At 38.8% G+C, this 14,067-nt stretch carries 18 protein-coding genes; 9 read left to right on the top strand and 9 right to left on the bottom strand.

Going from position 1 to position 14,067, the window contains the following annotated elements; genetic code table 11:
- The first annotated feature begins 94 nt into the window (after positions 1-94).
- The 5 genes from hisB (at position 95) to hisA (ending at position 3,557) form a co-directional block, all read left to right on the top strand.
- Positions 95-688 (top strand): imidazoleglycerol-phosphate dehydratase HisB, encoded by a 594-nt coding sequence (gene hisB / locus F886_RS02230; protein WP_002116767.1) that lies wholly within the window; start codon positions 95-97, stop codon positions 686-688.
- A complete protein-coding gene (gene hisH, locus F886_RS02225) occupies positions 688-1,305 on the top strand; it encodes an imidazole glycerol phosphate synthase subunit HisH (protein WP_002116911.1) in 618 nt (205 codons plus the stop codon). Before hisB ends, hisH begins: the two co-directional genes overlap by 1 nt.
- A gap of 149 nt (positions 1,306-1,454) precedes the next feature.
- Positions 1,455-2,003 carry a DUF805 domain-containing protein gene (locus F886_RS02220; protein ID WP_005300877.1) on the top strand — a complete coding sequence of 183 codons (549 nt, stop codon included), beginning with the start codon at positions 1,455-1,457 and terminating at the stop codon, positions 2,001-2,003.
- A gap of 86 nt (positions 2,004-2,089) precedes the next feature.
- The gene (locus F886_RS02215) at positions 2,090-2,731 is read left to right on the top strand and encodes a 3'-5' exonuclease (RefSeq protein ID WP_034590675.1); all 642 of its coding nucleotides are present in this window, start codon (positions 2,090-2,092) and stop codon (positions 2,729-2,731) included.
- Positions 2,732-2,825: 94 nt separating this feature from the next.
- The gene (gene hisA / locus F886_RS02210; RefSeq protein WP_002052186.1) at positions 2,826-3,557 is read left to right on the top strand and encodes a 1-(5-phosphoribosyl)-5-[(5-phosphoribosylamino)methylideneamino]imidazole-4-carboxamide isomerase; all 732 of its coding nucleotides are present in this window, start codon (positions 2,826-2,828) and stop codon (positions 3,555-3,557) included.
- A gap of 49 nt (positions 3,558-3,606) precedes the next feature.
- Here hisA and F886_RS02205 read toward each other — a convergent pair whose 3' ends face one another.
- Both F886_RS02205 and F886_RS02200 read right to left on the bottom strand, forming a co-directional pair.
- Entirely contained in the window at positions 3,607-5,298 is a 1,692-nt protein-coding gene (locus F886_RS02205) for an ATP-binding cassette domain-containing protein (protein ID WP_005300871.1), read from the bottom strand.
- A 183-nt stretch (positions 5,299-5,481) separates the two neighbouring features.
- Positions 5,482-6,033 carry a helix-turn-helix domain-containing protein gene (locus tag F886_RS02200; RefSeq protein ID WP_005300869.1) on the bottom strand — a complete coding sequence of 184 codons (552 nt, stop codon included), beginning with the start codon at positions 6,031-6,033 and terminating at the stop codon, positions 5,482-5,484.
- A 98-nt stretch (positions 6,034-6,131) separates the two neighbouring features.
- Between F886_RS02200 and F886_RS02195 the strand changes: the two genes are divergently transcribed.
- On the top strand, positions 6,132-7,034 hold the full coding sequence (locus F886_RS02195; protein WP_005300866.1) for a DMT family transporter: 903 nt from the start codon (positions 6,132-6,134) through the stop codon (positions 7,032-7,034).
- Between the two features lie 33 nt (positions 7,035-7,067).
- On the opposite strand, the gene F886_RS02190 is transcribed toward F886_RS02195, so the two are convergent.
- Genes F886_RS02190 through F886_RS02175 form a run of 4 tightly spaced genes read right to left on the bottom strand, consistent with a single transcriptional unit; the run spans position 7,068 to position 9,398 of the window.
- Entirely contained in the window at positions 7,068-7,373 is a 306-nt protein-coding gene (locus tag F886_RS02190; RefSeq protein ID WP_005300862.1) for an antibiotic biosynthesis monooxygenase family protein, read from the bottom strand.
- A gap of 3 nt (positions 7,374-7,376) precedes the next feature.
- On the bottom strand, positions 7,377-7,769 hold the full coding sequence (locus tag F886_RS02185; RefSeq protein ID WP_005300857.1) for a DUF4870 family protein: 393 nt from the start codon (positions 7,767-7,769) through the stop codon (positions 7,377-7,379).
- 36 nt (positions 7,770-7,805) lie between these two features.
- Complete coding sequence (locus tag F886_RS02180) at positions 7,806-8,435, bottom strand: DUF1294 domain-containing protein (protein WP_005300854.1); 630 nt, start codon at positions 8,433-8,435, stop codon at positions 7,806-7,808.
- A gap of 12 nt (positions 8,436-8,447) precedes the next feature.
- Entirely contained in the window at positions 8,448-9,398 is a 951-nt protein-coding gene (locus tag F886_RS02175) for a homoserine kinase (RefSeq protein WP_005300851.1), read from the bottom strand.
- Between the two features lie 112 nt (positions 9,399-9,510).
- Here F886_RS02175 and hisF point away from each other — a divergent pair, with 112 nt between their 5' ends.
- Positions 9,511-10,269: an imidazole glycerol phosphate synthase subunit HisF gene (hisF, locus tag F886_RS02170; RefSeq protein ID WP_000880078.1), complete on the top strand. Its 759-nt coding sequence runs from the start codon at positions 9,511-9,513 to the stop codon at positions 10,267-10,269.
- A gap of 37 nt (positions 10,270-10,306) precedes the next feature.
- Here the strand turns inward: hisF and F886_RS02165 are convergent, their stop codons facing one another.
- Positions 10,307-10,945 (bottom strand): hypothetical protein, encoded by a 639-nt coding sequence (locus F886_RS02165; protein WP_005300848.1) that lies wholly within the window; start codon positions 10,943-10,945, stop codon positions 10,307-10,309.
- 109 nt (positions 10,946-11,054) lie between these two features.
- On the opposite strand from F886_RS02165, the gene F886_RS02160 reads away from it, so the two are divergent.
- Positions 11,055-12,059, top strand: coding sequence for an AraC family transcriptional regulator (locus F886_RS02160; RefSeq protein WP_005300844.1), 1,005 nt, complete (start codon positions 11,055-11,057; stop codon positions 12,057-12,059).
- A 132-nt stretch (positions 12,060-12,191) separates the two neighbouring features.
- Positions 12,192-12,881 (top strand): aquaporin Z, encoded by a 690-nt coding sequence (aqpZ, locus tag F886_RS02155; RefSeq protein ID WP_005300839.1) that lies wholly within the window; start codon positions 12,192-12,194, stop codon positions 12,879-12,881.
- Positions 12,882-13,102: 221 nt separating this feature from the next.
- Here aqpZ and F886_RS02150 read toward each other — a convergent pair whose 3' ends face one another.
- Together F886_RS02150 and F886_RS02145 are read right to left on the bottom strand one after the other, a co-directional pair.
- On the bottom strand, positions 13,103-13,345 hold the full coding sequence (locus F886_RS02150) for a hypothetical protein (protein WP_005300836.1): 243 nt from the start codon (positions 13,343-13,345) through the stop codon (positions 13,103-13,105).
- A gap of 45 nt (positions 13,346-13,390) precedes the next feature.
- Positions 13,391-13,990 carry a LysE family translocator gene (locus F886_RS02145; protein ID WP_005300833.1) on the bottom strand — a complete coding sequence of 200 codons (600 nt, stop codon included), beginning with the start codon at positions 13,988-13,990 and terminating at the stop codon, positions 13,391-13,393.
- Positions 13,991-14,067: the final 77 nt, after the last annotated feature.

Here is a 14,067-nt window from a genome sequence, read left to right as displayed (position 1 = left end):
CCTCCTGAGCAAACTATGATGCTGTCACGAATTCGTCACAGCGAAATTGTCGTTAACATCCAATCATTTTTGACGTTTTTTGAGGAACGTGTCCATGACGCAACGTATCAGTGAAGTGGTTAGAAATACCAATGAAACCAAAATTCGAGTTCGATTAAATCTCGACGGTACTGGTCAAGGCACACTAAACACTGGAGTTCCATTTTTAGACCATATGATTGATCAAATCAAGCGACATGGCTTATTTGATATCGATATTCATTGTGACGGAGACCTCGAGATTGATGATCACCACACCGTAGAAGACTGTGGAATCACGCTTGGACAAGCTTTTGCACAAGCTTTAGGCGATAAAAAAGGTTTAAAACGCTACGGTCATTTTTATGCACCATTAGACGAAGCTTTATCTCGCGTTGTTGTAGATTTATCTGGTCGCCCGGGCTTATTCATGGATATTCCATTTACCCGTGCACGCATCGGTACCTTTGATGTCGATTTATTCTCTGAGTTTTTCCAAGGTTTTGTAAACCATGCGCTTATGACCTTACACATTGATAATTTGAAAGGTAAAAATAGCCACCATCAAATTGAAAGTGTGTTCAAAGCGCTAGCTCGTGCTTTACGTATGGCATGTGAAGTTGATCCACGTGCAGAAAACACGATTGCATCGACAAAAGGTAGCCTCTAATGACACGTATCGCGTTACTTGATTATGGCATGGGCAATCTACACTCAGCAGCTAAAGCACTTGAGCATGTGGGCGCTACAGTCGATGTGACCAATGATCCAAAATTAATTGCACAAGCCGATAAAATTGTTTTTCCGGGCGTTGGGGCAATGCGTGACTGTATGCAAGGCATGCGTGAAGCAGGTATTGATGAAGTCGTACGTAAAGCTGCTTTTAATAAGCCAGTTCTTGCGATTTGCGTAGGCATGCAGGCATTACTACAAAGTTCTGAAGAAAATGGCGGTGTAGACGCACTCGGTATTTTTGACGGTGTAGTAAAGCACTTCCCTCAAATGGAAGGTTTAAAAGTACCACACATGGGTTGGAACCAAGTTCACCAAATGGACCCAAGCCATCCAATGTGGAACAACATCGAACAAGATGCTCGCTTCTACTTTGTACATAGTTACTATGTCGAACCAAAAGATGAAAGCGTTGTGGCTGCGACTTGTGAGTATGGTGTGAACTTCTGCACAGCGATTCATAAAGATAATTTGTTCGCGACTCAATTCCATCCAGAGAAAAGTCATACTGCTGGTTTGCAGTTACTTAAAAACTTTGTGGAATGGAATATTTAATCTGATTTAAAACTGAAAAAGATCAGGTCTAGATGGCCTGATCTTTTTTTATTTACAATAATAACTAATCATTTATAGAATGATGTTTTATTCAACAAAATATTGAATATTTATACTATTAAATAAAACCAAATGATCAGGAAAACAAAATGAATTCACCTTTTGAAAATCAGCCACTTCAACAAGATTCACCCTTTAAAGCTAATGGTCGTTTTGGACGACTCTCTTATGCTGCTTGGACATTCTTATTTTCACTCGTCATCGGCATCGTTGTTGTTGCCATCGCATTCACTTTTGGATTTACCTCTAGTCAAGATCTAACTGGCCTTTCTACAGCAGGCATGATTGTTATCGCCATTCTTTATATTGTCTGTCTCTATGTAAGCTTTGTATTTACAATTCGTCGCTTACATGACCGTAATAATACAGGATGGCTATCATTGCTAATGCTTATCCCTGTCGTAAACCTCATTTTCATGATTTATCTCTTTGCGGCAAAAGGTACAGAAGGCAATAATGATTACGGTCCACAACGCCCTACCCCTGGTTGGGAACGCGTTTTAGGCTGGATTTATATTATTCTGATTCCACTTGCTTTTGTTTTTGCTATTGTTGCCACAATCATGGCTCCCACCTATGAAGGTTATGTTGAAAAAAGTGAAAGTGTGGTCATTGGTACACCGTCTCAGTCTCAATAATTTTTAAAGACATTCATAAAGCCTAGTTCTCTAGGCTTTATTCATATATAAAGCTAATAGCTCAATTCATTTGTATGCTGTTAAATATGTCCGAAGCCTCTCCCCTCCTTGATAAAACCTCTATTCAGCAACTTCCTCCTTTTGAAAATCTTAACTATCAAAATATTGTCGTGATTGAAAATATTGAGCAATGCAAAACTATTGAAGAAGAATTAAAAAAAGCTGTCATTTTGGGATTTGATTCTGAATCTAAACCGACTTTTCGGGTGGGTGAAGTGTCGACAGGTCCACATTTGATTCAGCTTGCCACAACAAAAAAAGCCTATTTATTTCATGTAAATTCATCAACTTTAAAATTTTTGCAACCCATTTTGTCTAACCCCCAGCAAATTAAAGTCGGCTTTGGCCTTAAAAATGATAAGCACATTTTTCATAAAAAAGGCATTGAGCTGAAAAGTTGTGTCGATCTAGCCAAAGGTTTTAGTCACTTTGGTTTTACCCAGCAAATGGGGGTTCAAAAAGCGATTGCACTGCTATTTAGGCAGTATCTTGCAAAGTCGAAAAAAGTTGGAACTTCAAATTGGGCACGAAAACCACTTACATTACAACAAATAAGCTACGCTGCCGCCGATGCGTATGCTGCATTATTGGTATTTGAAGAGCTCAGAAAGCAAGAACTATTACCTGCTCACATTTCACAAACGATTCAAACCGCACTTCAAACGTAAAGTTATAAAAGTCTTTTCTAAGGCTTAGCGATTGATCAATACTTTGCTAAGATGTGCACAATTTCATAATCATGATGAAGCAAGGAGCGGAAGCATGCTAATCATTCCAGCAATTGACCTGAAAGATGGTAAATGTGTGCGTTTAAAACAAGGGCGTATGGAAGACGATACCGTTTTCTCTGACGATCCAGTTGCAACTGCCCAGCATTGGGTAAATGAAGGCGCACGTCGTTTGCATTTGGTTGATTTGAATGGCGCTTTCGCAGGTACCCCAATTCATAAGCCTGTTGTTGAAGCAATTGCTAAAGCTCAGCCAGAATTACCAATTCAAATTGGTGGTGGTATTCGCTCACTAGAGACTATCGAACACTACTTAGAAGCTGGCGTGACTTTTGTCATTATTGGTACTAAAGCAGTTCAAGAACCTGAATTTGTAGAAGAAGCTTGTAAACGCTTTGCTGGCCACATCATTGTTGGTATTGATGCCATGAATGGTATGGTTGCAACTGACGGTTGGGCAAACGTTACTGATGTTAAAGCAACTGATTTAGCAAAACGTTTTGCAGATGCAGGCGTGTCTAGCATTGTTTATACAGACATTGCGCGTGACGGTATGATGCAAGGGGTAAACGTTGAGCAGACTGTAAACTTGGCTCAATACTCAGGTTTACCAGTGATTGCTTCAGGTGGCGTAACTAACCTTGATGACGTTCGTAACTTAAAAGGCAAACCGGGCATTTTAGGTGCAATCACAGGTCGTGCAATTTATGAAGGTACTTTAAACCTTCGTGAAGCTCAGCTTTTGTTAGATGAAAACCGTCTTTAATTTATAAGATATAAAAAAAGAGCCTGTTTAGGCTCTTTTTTTACAATATTTAATTTAATAACTTTTCTAAATCAATCACCTCATCTGCAATCTCCATTGCATAAGGTGAATGCGTAATCATAATCACGGATGGAACGACCTGCTGAATATATTTAAGTATATTTTTTGCAGTACCTACATCTAAAGCTGCAGTCGGTTCATCTAAGATTATGAGTTGAGGACGAGCCAAAAGACCTCGAAGAATACAAATTCTTTGCTTTTCTCCTCCTGAAAAATTCTTATAAATTTCAGTTAGATCATCATCGAGCGTTAATTGATGTTTTTTCAAAATATGCAATAAATTAAACTGCTCAAGCATCTGAAGTAAGTAAGAATCTTCATATATATGCTGAGAGTTATAGACCAAATTCTCTCTTAAAGAATAAGGAAAAATAACTGGCTGCTGTGCAACATAAATGACCTCATTAAAAATAGGTTTGGAAAAGTTATGGCTAATATCAATGCTTTTATACAAAAGCTGTCCTGATTGAATCTGGTATACCCCCATTAAATAATTCATCAGCGAGGTCTTACCTAGCCCTGTTTGCCCAATCACGACATATGTTTTATTGGCTAATATTGTTAAATTAAATTGATCTACTGCTCTTTTCCCTAATAAAAATTTAGCGTTTATAAATTGGAAGAGGACTTCAGAATGTTGAATAGCAGAAGAAGTATATTGTTCTTTCTTAAGATTAAAAAACTGTCGGTATTTTGCTAAGGCCACAAAGTTTCCATTTAAGCGCATCAAGCTTTGAGAAACAGCCAAAAATGGATTAGTGAGTTGAATAATATAAGTACTTATCAATACGAAAGCACCCGGAGTTAATTGCTTTTCAGTTGAAAGAAATACGGTAAATAACATAAAAATAAGTAAGAATAAGAAAATCATGAACAATTGAGAAATCATCAACAATCCTATTTTCTTATTCCTATCTTTAGCTGTTGTAATGGATAAATTGAGCGTTTCATTAAACTTCGATAACTGAAACGGTACTGCATTTTTCACTTTAATTTCATAAGAGTTGGATATCTGATGTATCAAATGGCTATTCACCTGATTATCTTTTTGGTACATCGCATCGAATAGTGAACTACTTGTTTTATTTATATGAAAGGAAACTAGGAAAATAATGATAGCTATTAATAAAAAGCTAATACTAAAGACTAGGCTAATGGTCGTAAATAGAACTGCAAAAATCATCGCCAATTGAAAAATAATTGGCCCCAAATGAAGAAGTAACGTTAAATTAATCTCACCAAAAGCAGAACTTCCTCTTGCGAGATCACTGATTACTGTTCCAGCTTCAATTTGATCTTGTTCATCTTTTTTAAGATTTAAATAATTTTTTAAACCTGCAAAAATTAATGCTCCTTTGAAATCAACCATCAAATAAGCACTAAAAATATTTTGCGTCCAATGGCATAACTCATTCACCAACCATGCAGTCGCATAGGCAAGTACGAGTAGATATAAAAAATTAAATGGGAGTTGAATAGTGAGGAAAAAGTTATATTCGTGTGCAGAATAGTCGATAATAATTTTCAGCAGGTATGGCAACAATGTTGTAAAGAATGCTGAAAACATCACTAATAAAAACATGAGAAACATACTACTCTTCTGTTTCTTATAATTTTCTTTAGAAACCTGCCATATAAATTTATAGTTCTGAATATCTTGCGAACTTAATAAAAATTTCATTTCTGTATCTTTTTTCTATTAAAACGAGTTAAAAATAATTTCACTACACAAGAAATATTATAACTTGCCTTATTTATTGTTCTTCTTATTTTTTTGTTTAGAATTAAACTTACAAATTTTTAAATAAGAGAAATTCTTTATATAAAATTTAATAACTCATGTGATTTTATAAAGACTTTAAAATCAATACACCACATTACGAATAAACTTAAGTACTTGGTTACCACTATTGATATAGGTGTAAGTCACTGAACTAGCATATATAAATGAAGAACCAGCAACGATGGTTTTTGAACTATCTGCAAATTGTATGGTCAACTCACCTTCTAATACATAAATAAGCTCTTGCCATCCTTCCGGGTCTGCTTCAGCAACATACGACTCCCCCACTGCTAATGACCATGTCCAAAGCTCAACTTGGGAACGCGATGGAACTGAAGCCAAAAAAGTCGCTCTGCTTTCTTCTTTTTCACCTTGCCAAGCCAGTGCATTGACCAAAGCTTGTTCTTTGTGCTCAGGTGCACTCACAATCGTTCTAAAATCGACGCCCAACACTGCCGCAATTGCATCGAGTTTAGCTAAGCTAATATTGACTTGCCCTGTTTCCAAAGCTGCGATTGTCCGTCTGCTCACCCCTGCCTGATCGGCCAAGTCCTGTTGGCTTAAATCTCGTTCATCTCTTAAGGAACGAATATTTGTGCCGACATGCTGTAAAACGGTACTGGACTGGCTCATAAATTAACGCAGTAAATAAAATGTGAGCAATATATTGCACAAAATAGAAGAATAGCGCAATATGTGCAGTATATTGCACAATTCTTTCTAATTTGAATATGTCACCAATTTCTTTGAGTTCAATCAAAGCCCCACAGTTAGCACTCGTTTTGATTACGATCATTTGGGGTGGAACATTCCTTACCGTGCAATATGCACTGAATTTTTCATCGCCTATGTTTTTTGTGGGCTGCCGCTTTGCTGTCGCGGCGCTTACCTTGCTGCTTATTTCTTTCAAGAGTATGAAAGGCGTTACTTTAAAAGATTTAGGTGCTGGCAGCACGATTGGTCTTGTAATTGCAGCAGGTTATGGCACACAGACGATTGGTCTTCAAACCATTCCAAGTAGTGAGTCGGCTTTTTTAACAGCACTCTATGTTCCGCTTGTACCTATTTTAATGTGGCTCATCTTTAGAAAAGTTCCACACATCATGACTTGGGTGGGAGCAGTCCTTGCTTTTGCTGGCCTTATTTTATTGACAGGTAATGGTTTCGAACAAATCTCTTTAAATTTTGGACAGCTTGTAACAGTACTCGGATCACTTGCGATTGCTTTAGAAATTATTTTTATTAGTTACTTTGCTGGAAAAGTAAATTTACGTCGCGTCACCGTCATTCAACTCGGCGTAGCCTCTCTGGTTTCCTTTGCCATTATGCCTGTGGTGGGTGAACATACAATTCCTGCATTTTCATGGCCACTTGTACTCCTTGCTGTTGCATTAGGTTTAGCCAGTGCACTTATTCAATTTGTGATGAACTGGGCTCAACGTATGGTTGATCCTTCCCGTGCTGCAATTATCTATGCAGGAGAACCTGTTTGGGCAGGAATTATTGGTCGAATTGCGGGTGAGCGTTTACCAATTATTGCTCTTTTGGGTGGTGCTTTAGTGGTATTAGGTGTTTTAGTGAGTGAGTTAAAACTTAAGTTACCAATTAAAAAAACTAAAAGAATTCGAGAATAAAAAAAGAGAGCTTAATGCTCTCTTTTTTATCTATTATTTTTTCTTCAATGAAATACAAGGCTGATAGTACTCAACCGTTGGCATTGGATCATAAAAGGGATGGAGCAATGCTTTCCATTCCTGATAAGCATCAGACTTTCTAAACCCTTCTGTATGATTTTCAATCTCATCCCAAGAGATCATTAAAATATAATGATGTGGATCAGTTGCATGTCTAATGAGTTGAACAGCATTGAAGCCCTCCATTGGATAAACAATATGTTTAGCTTGCTCGAAAGCTTCAAGAAATGCTTCACTTTGCCCAGACTTTATATTCAAATGTACATGTTCAATAATCATGATTTATTGATACATCGGACGGTTATCATTTAGCGCAATCAAGCCGCGAATTGCACGATATACAATCCAGATCCATGCAGCACCAATTACACCCACACAAAATACGGTCGATGAGATTGCAACGCCTGCAAACAGGTCAGTATTTTCACCTGTAAAGAACAAGAAAATAAACGGCAGAAAGGCAATAATATTCCAAGCGAGATACCACCAGAATGTTCGGATTTGCCATGTAAAGTGGCTCGCAAAAATTGAACCTTGCACATCAGAACGTTTTACATAGTTAATAATTAAAGCAATAACCGCAAGTAAGCCGCCTGTAAAAATAGCGACAATATAAAGTACATATAAAATAAGCGTTAAAGTACGATTTGGATCTTGGTCGATAGAACTATTCATTTTTATACCTCTCAAGTTTAATAAAACAATTTACTTTTATGAGCCCCGCAACACATTTAAGGGAGAAATTAGCCACAAAATCAAAAGTAAATGAAGGAATATGGTACAAAAATAAATCTTACGGAATGGTTGTTTTTGTGTTTTATGTCTCAGTTTTTGTTGTGCCCACCATGCAGCAGGCCAGCCTCCTAAAAAGCTGACAATGTGCAATGTTTGCTCAGGCACACGGCGATTACCCAATTGTGCGGCTTCTTTGTCTTGTGAATATAGCCAGTAACTCAGCACATTCATCATTAAAATAAACAATAAGGTATAGGCGGGTAAAATATGAATAAAACTCATAATTCCCATTAAAACGAAGTAAAACACGATCCCCATTTGCATAGCAGACCATGGACTGGCCTGAAAAGAAGATTGTGTTTTTACTGGTTTTGACGTTTTACGAGTTTGAGATGCTTTTAAATAAGTGACCTGCTGAGCACGAAAGCGACCTTGCTCATCGAGAATAATCAGATATTCCAGTGCACAGCCAATAATTGGCCGAGGACCGGGGCGTGCAAAATCTTTAATATGCAAAAAGACTCGCTCTTTTTCAGCATCATCTGGCTGAATAAAGCCATAACCTTTTTCGTCGAACCATTCGACTAATCGCCCCTGATCTCGCATCTTTATTCCCTTTTATGCTTTTACATGACTTAAACGGTCTTGCATCATTGCTCGCATTTCCTGCGGGTCTTTTTGCAAAATGTCATCGCCGGTACGTCCTTCTTCTTTATTTTTTTGAGCAACTTGCAAACGCATTGACCAAAAACGGCATGCTGCCATTGCTAAAAATACATCTAAACATTCAAGTTCATCTGAAGTAAGCACACGAACTTTTTGGTATGCCGCTAAGTAAGCCGCCACTTTGTCTGAGTTTAAATGTGCTGCTGGATATTCGGTACAAAAATCATTGATGGTAATCGCAATATCAAATAGCAATTCATCTTGATTTAATTCGTAAAAATCTAAAATACCTTGTAATTGCTCACCTTCAAACAAAGTATTGTCACGGAACAAATCTGAGTGAATAAAACCTGTTGGTCGGTTTGAATACTGCGCTGTTTTCGCATTAAAAGCTTGATAGACCTGCTCAAGTAACGTTTGGTCTTCTTGAGTCATATTTGGTTTAAGCTGTTCTGCAACACCTGTCCAGTATTGATGATCACGTCGATATTCACGTTCAAGTGGAAAATCTTGTAAAGCCACATGCAGTTTCGCCTGTGCATCTGCAATTGCGGCAACTTGCGCTACTGTCGTTTGCATGGGATGGTCACCCATGAGACGTGGTGCAATCTGTGCGGGCTTATCTGCAATCACATGAACTGCTTGTCCGCTATGCTTTAACGGCACTGCAACGGGTACATCATGAGTCCCTAATTGTTCAAGTACAGGAATAAGTTCACCTGCCCCTTTTGCATCTAACTCTTCAAACACGGTAAGTACATACTGTTTGCGGTTTACATCAACCAGAAAATAATTGGTGTTTTGAATACCTCCCTGAATTGGGTTCAGCTCCAACACCTCTAATCCATAAGGTGCAGCAAAGGCGCGAACTTCATCTAAACTCAACGGGGTATAAACCGACATGGAAAACCTGCAAAAAACATCTGTGAAGTTTGATAGAATACCTCTTCCCTCCATGAAGGTGTAGCGCCTGTGTAGGAACTTTCACCAACGGCGATTATTTTTGGAAAAAGCTATGCTTGCTAAACGTATTATTCCTTGCCTAGACGTTGATAACGGACGCGTAGTTAAAGGCGTTCAATTCCTCGATATTCGTGATGCTGGCGACCCTGTAGAAGTGGCACGTCGCTATAACGAACAAGGTGCAGACGAAATTACTTTCTTAGACATTACCGCTACACATCATGGACGCGATACCACTTACCGTACTGTTGAACGTATGGCCGAGACTGTATTTGTGCCATTAACTGTCGGTGGTGGTGTACGTAAGGTTGAAGATATTCGTGCGTTATTAAATGCAGGTGCAGATAAAGTGAGTATTAACTCAGCTGCCGTATTTAACCCAGAATTTGTTCAAGAAGCTTCACAGCACTTTGGCGCGCAATGTATTGTCGTTGCGATTGATGCCAAAAAAACTGGTGACAACAAATGGGAAATCTTTACTCACGGTGGCCGTAAACCAACGGGTATTGATGCCATTGAATGGGCTGTAAAAATGGCTGACTACGGTGCGGGTGAGTTACTGATTACCAGTATGGACGCCGACGGCACTAAAGCAGGTTACGACATTGCTTTAATGCGTGCCATTAATGACCGCGTTACCATTCCAACCATTGCTTCAGGCGGTGTAGGTAACTTACAACACCTTGCAGACGGTATTTTACAAGGTGGTGCAGACGCAGTATTGGCAGCAAGTATTTTTCACTTTGGTCAATATACCATTCCGGAAGCTAAACAATATTTAGCTGAACAAGGCATCGAAATGCGCTTGTAAGCTTATTAATATTTAAAGGGGCGATATGCCCCTTTTTTTATGCAGCACCATCGACCGAATTTATGTCGTTAACGAGTTTAGGCTTTTCTTTTTTCTCGACCCATTTTGCAGGAAAGATTTTTTCTACAGCTTGAGACAGCGATCTAGCAAGCGTAGTAGGTAACCGAATGCCCAAAGGGTTTTGTTCTTTTAAATCTGCCGAAGAAACAACCCGTGTTCCCATTACATAATCAAACCAAGGTTTGGTCACACACCAATTGGCGTCTTGATTAGAGTTCATGTGGTGATCGTAATGCCACGGAATTTTACGCTTTGCCCAGTCGGGCTCTAAATGTGCACGGCGATGAATATAATAATAATTACCAGCACTGTACCAAGCTGCAAGTGCCATACCTTTTGAAAATGGGTAAAAAATTGCGCTTGAAACAGTTGCCACGACTGCCAGTGAAATTAACTCATTTTTAGTTCGCCAGTTACCAACGCCTTCCACATAGCAATCATCATGAAACTGCTGTTTACGGACTTCACGATGATGTGCCCAATGAGACTCCATGCTTTTTGGTACGGGGCTATAGCGCGGTTTTCCAGCACGGTGTACACCATGCAAAATATATTTATGCGCCACCCATTCAAATGCATTTGCAACCGCAATTCCTGCAATGAACCCTTTTAACATCACCTAACTCCTTTTTCTTTTTATTCAGCATATAAAATTCGTTATGCTAGGTATTGACCAGAATTTATGGTTTCATTGACAAATCACGACAAGAAAGAGGTGGTCAGGGATGCCACAACTAAAAAATTATACAGGCTCAGTATATGGAGGACTGGGACATCTATTAAAAGCTTATTGTGAAGCCAATCAGTTAGCTATTCCTGAACAATTAGAACAAGTTCAAAATCTAGAGCGCTTTGACTATGTGATTTGGCGCGACCTATTAGAAGTCATTTATAAACTAGACCCGAAGCCGGGATTAGGCCTAGAAATTGCCAAATACGTGCAACCCAAACACTTAGGGATTATTGCCTACCTTGCTCTCTCTTGCGATAACTTAGGTGAAGCTTTAATTCGCTATCATGATTTTCACCGTCTGATTTATGACGGTAGCCCTTTAATCGTTGAGTTACAAGGAAGATATGGTTCTATTCGCTGGGAAGCGACTGAGTTACACCCTACCCAGCTTACTGATGAAATCGCGATTGCACTGGTCATTCAGTTTTTACGTCTTTTTATGTCTCATGAAGATGTGCATTTACATGAAGTACATTTCTTAAATACTGCCCCTAAAAATATCAGGGTTTATGAACAATACTTCCAATGTCCCGTTCGTTTTAGCCAGCCGCGTACAGAGTTGCTCATTCCAATTACGGAAATTCATAAGCCGCTTAGCAGCGCCGACCACACCCTACAGCAGCTATTAGTTCAGCAAGCACAAGCGCTGTTAGAACAATTACCAAATTCGACCCAACTTGATCAGCGTTTACAGCATTCAATTTTGACTGGACTGCAAAAGAATCAATATCAAATTGAATATATTGCTGCTCAATTAGGTCTGTCCGTGCGGCAACTCCAAAGACACTTACAACAACAAAACACCACCTTTCAGGAACGCGTTCAGCAAGTACGATTTATGCTCGCAACCGAGTATCTAAAAGACCCGCATTTAAGTTTACAAGAGATAGCCCTTCTGCTTTGTTACTCGGAACAAAGTGCTTTTCAAAGAGCTTTTAAGCATTGGACCAATCAAACACCACAGCAATGGAGGGATCATTTTTTAGACAAAGAATAACCAACCAAAACTTACAAATCTTTTCTTGATTAAAACAACACTGAAAACAAAAATTTCATATAGTCACATGCTTCAAATTTATGTGACGCAATTCACATTAATTAAAATAGATTAAATAAATGAGTAATCAGAATGAATAAATATTTTGCTGAATTTCTAGGTACGTTTTGGCTAGTCTTTGGTGGTTGTGGTAGCGCAGTATTAGCCGCAGCTTTCCCTGAACTTGGTATTGGCTTTGCAGGTGTAGCCCTTGCCTTTGGTTTAACCGTACTGACAGGCGCCTATGCTCTAGGGCATATCTCAGGTGGACATTTTAATCCCGCGGTAAGTGTTGGCCTTTGGGTCGGCGGCCGCTTCGATGTTAAAGATTTAATTCCCTATATTGTTGCTCAAGTGGTCGGTGCGACTGCTGCTGCATTTGTTCTCTACATTATTGCTCAAGGCCAAGCGGGCTTTAGCGGTGTTGGTGGTTTTGCTTCGAATGGTTTCGGTGATTTATCACCAAACAAGTTTGGCTTAGGTTCAGCTTTCATTATTGAAGTCGTTCTTACAGCTTTCTTCTTAATCATTATTTTAGGTGCAACTGACCGCCGCGCACCTGCTGGCTTCGCTCCTATTGCGATTGGTTTAGGCTTAACACTGATTCACTTAATCAGTATTCCAGTAACCAACACTTCGGTGAACCCTGCACGTAGTACAGGTGTTGCGTTCTTTGCTGAAACTGCTGCTTTAAGCCAGTTGTGGTTGTTCTGGGTAGCGCCGATTTTAGGGGCTGTGATTGGGGCGATTATTTATAAGGTAGTTGCTGGAGAGAAGGATTAATTCTTTATATATAGCCTTAATCTGCTATCGCGGTGGGTGACAGGGATGTCACCTGTTGAGCAGGGGTACACGGAAGTACCCTCTGATCAACAAAAGACTTTTGCTTACTTTTGGTCTTTCAAAAGTAGGAAATGTCTATACAAACTCAATAAGACCTAACGTGGTACTAAAGACTGTATGGCAGCATGTCTATGCTAAACATCACACATAGAATGCATAAATTACAAAAACGGATTATTAATTTCTTGTTCAGCCGGACGTTCAATTTTCTCAGGCAATTCTTCTTTTTCTAAAGCCGCAACCACTTCGTTTAAAAAGCTCTGTAAAGCCTTCGCTTGTTCTAATCCGATTTTGTCTTTGGTGATTTGCAAGTTGCCATAAATGCTGACGCAATCGACATCATTTTCTAATGTTAAATCTTCAATTGATGAAGACTCTGTACCCTTTTCAAATGGCTTAAACATAGGTCTTGTCTCGTTGTTATATCTTCACAGTGTAATACGACCAATTTAAAAAAAATCGATCAAAATTAAAAGAGCCGATAAAATTAAGAATGCTCCCATCAAGATATTAAAATATTTCAAACGGTTGCCCTGATTCAGCACCACTGAAAATTTATCACCACAGAACCCCCAAAAGAACAAACACACATAGCAAGTAAAGAAATAAATAACGATAAAGATCGGCAATGACTGCGGATTCTCAATGCTTGTAAACATGGTAATGCCCGACACACAAGCTAACCACGCTTTAGGGTTAAGCCACTGTAGCAAAAAACCATCTTTAAAATTAGGAATAATAATTTGGTCTACGGAAGCATTTGAAATAGAAATTTTGGCAGCAGAAAGAATAATTTTTATTCCGATATAACAGACAAATAGCGTTCCACAAATCGCAAGAATCTTTAATACAACAGGAAACTGAGTTAATAAACTCTGAAGGCCAAATGCCATAAAAATTAAAAGCAAGGTAAAACCAATGGTTGCGCCTGAAATATAGGGAAGTGATCTTTTTAAACCATGATTTAAACTGGTCGATAAAATGACAGTATTCACTGGACCGGGGGTAATAGACATTGCAAATGAAAAAAGAAACATCGAGGCAAACATTGTTATTGTCCTTATTAAAATAGAATCCATAGACAGATCTGTCTATGGATTCTATTTTAAACATTTACGGTTTTGCA

The sequence above is a fragment of the Acinetobacter sp. NIPH 542 genome (assembly GCF_000369825.1).
In the GTDB taxonomy this organism is placed as follows: domain Bacteria; phylum Pseudomonadota; class Gammaproteobacteria; order Pseudomonadales; family Moraxellaceae; genus Acinetobacter; species Acinetobacter oleivorans.
Note: the sequence above shows the minus strand (reverse complement) of the source record. Positions and strands in the feature narration are given on the sequence as shown.

Coding starts and splice junctions, on each gene's coding strand:
- hisB (WP_002116767.1), top strand. CDS start 95: ATGACGCAACGTATCAGTGAAGTGGTTAGAAATACCAATGAAACCAAA.
- hisH (WP_002116911.1), top strand. CDS start 688: ATGACACGTATCGCGTTACTTGATTATGGCATGGGCAATCTACACTCA.
- F886_RS02220 (WP_005300877.1), top strand. CDS start 1,455: ATGAATTCACCTTTTGAAAATCAGCCACTTCAACAAGATTCACCCTTT.
- F886_RS02215 (WP_034590675.1), top strand. CDS start 2,090: ATGTCCGAAGCCTCTCCCCTCCTTGATAAAACCTCTATTCAGCAACTT.
- hisA (WP_002052186.1), top strand. CDS start 2,826: ATGCTAATCATTCCAGCAATTGACCTGAAAGATGGTAAATGTGTGCGT.
- F886_RS02205 (WP_005300871.1), bottom strand. CDS start 5,298: ATGAAATTTTTATTAAGTTCGCAAGATATTCAGAACTATAAATTTATA.
- F886_RS02200 (WP_005300869.1), bottom strand. CDS start 6,033: ATGAGCCAGTCCAGTACCGTTTTACAGCATGTCGGCACAAATATTCGT.
- F886_RS02195 (WP_005300866.1), top strand. CDS start 6,132: ATGTCACCAATTTCTTTGAGTTCAATCAAAGCCCCACAGTTAGCACTC.
- F886_RS02190 (WP_005300862.1), bottom strand. CDS start 7,373: ATGATTATTGAACATGTACATTTGAATATAAAGTCTGGGCAAAGTGAA.
- F886_RS02185 (WP_005300857.1), bottom strand. CDS start 7,769: ATGAATAGTTCTATCGACCAAGATCCAAATCGTACTTTAACGCTTATT.
- F886_RS02180 (WP_005300854.1), bottom strand. CDS start 8,435: ATGCGAGATCAGGGGCGATTAGTCGAATGGTTCGACGAAAAAGGTTAT.
- F886_RS02175 (WP_005300851.1), bottom strand. CDS start 9,398: ATGTCGGTTTATACCCCGTTGAGTTTAGATGAAGTTCGCGCCTTTGCT.
- hisF (WP_000880078.1), top strand. CDS start 9,511: ATGCTTGCTAAACGTATTATTCCTTGCCTAGACGTTGATAACGGACGC.
- F886_RS02165 (WP_005300848.1), bottom strand. CDS start 10,945: ATGTTAAAAGGGTTCATTGCAGGAATTGCGGTTGCAAATGCATTTGAA.
- F886_RS02160 (WP_005300844.1), top strand. CDS start 11,055: ATGCCACAACTAAAAAATTATACAGGCTCAGTATATGGAGGACTGGGA.
- aqpZ (WP_005300839.1), top strand. CDS start 12,192: ATGAATAAATATTTTGCTGAATTTCTAGGTACGTTTTGGCTAGTCTTT.
- F886_RS02150 (WP_005300836.1), bottom strand. CDS start 13,345: ATGTTTAAGCCATTTGAAAAGGGTACAGAGTCTTCATCAATTGAAGAT.
- F886_RS02145 (WP_005300833.1), bottom strand. CDS start 13,990: ATGTTTGCCTCGATGTTTCTTTTTTCATTTGCAATGTCTATTACCCCC.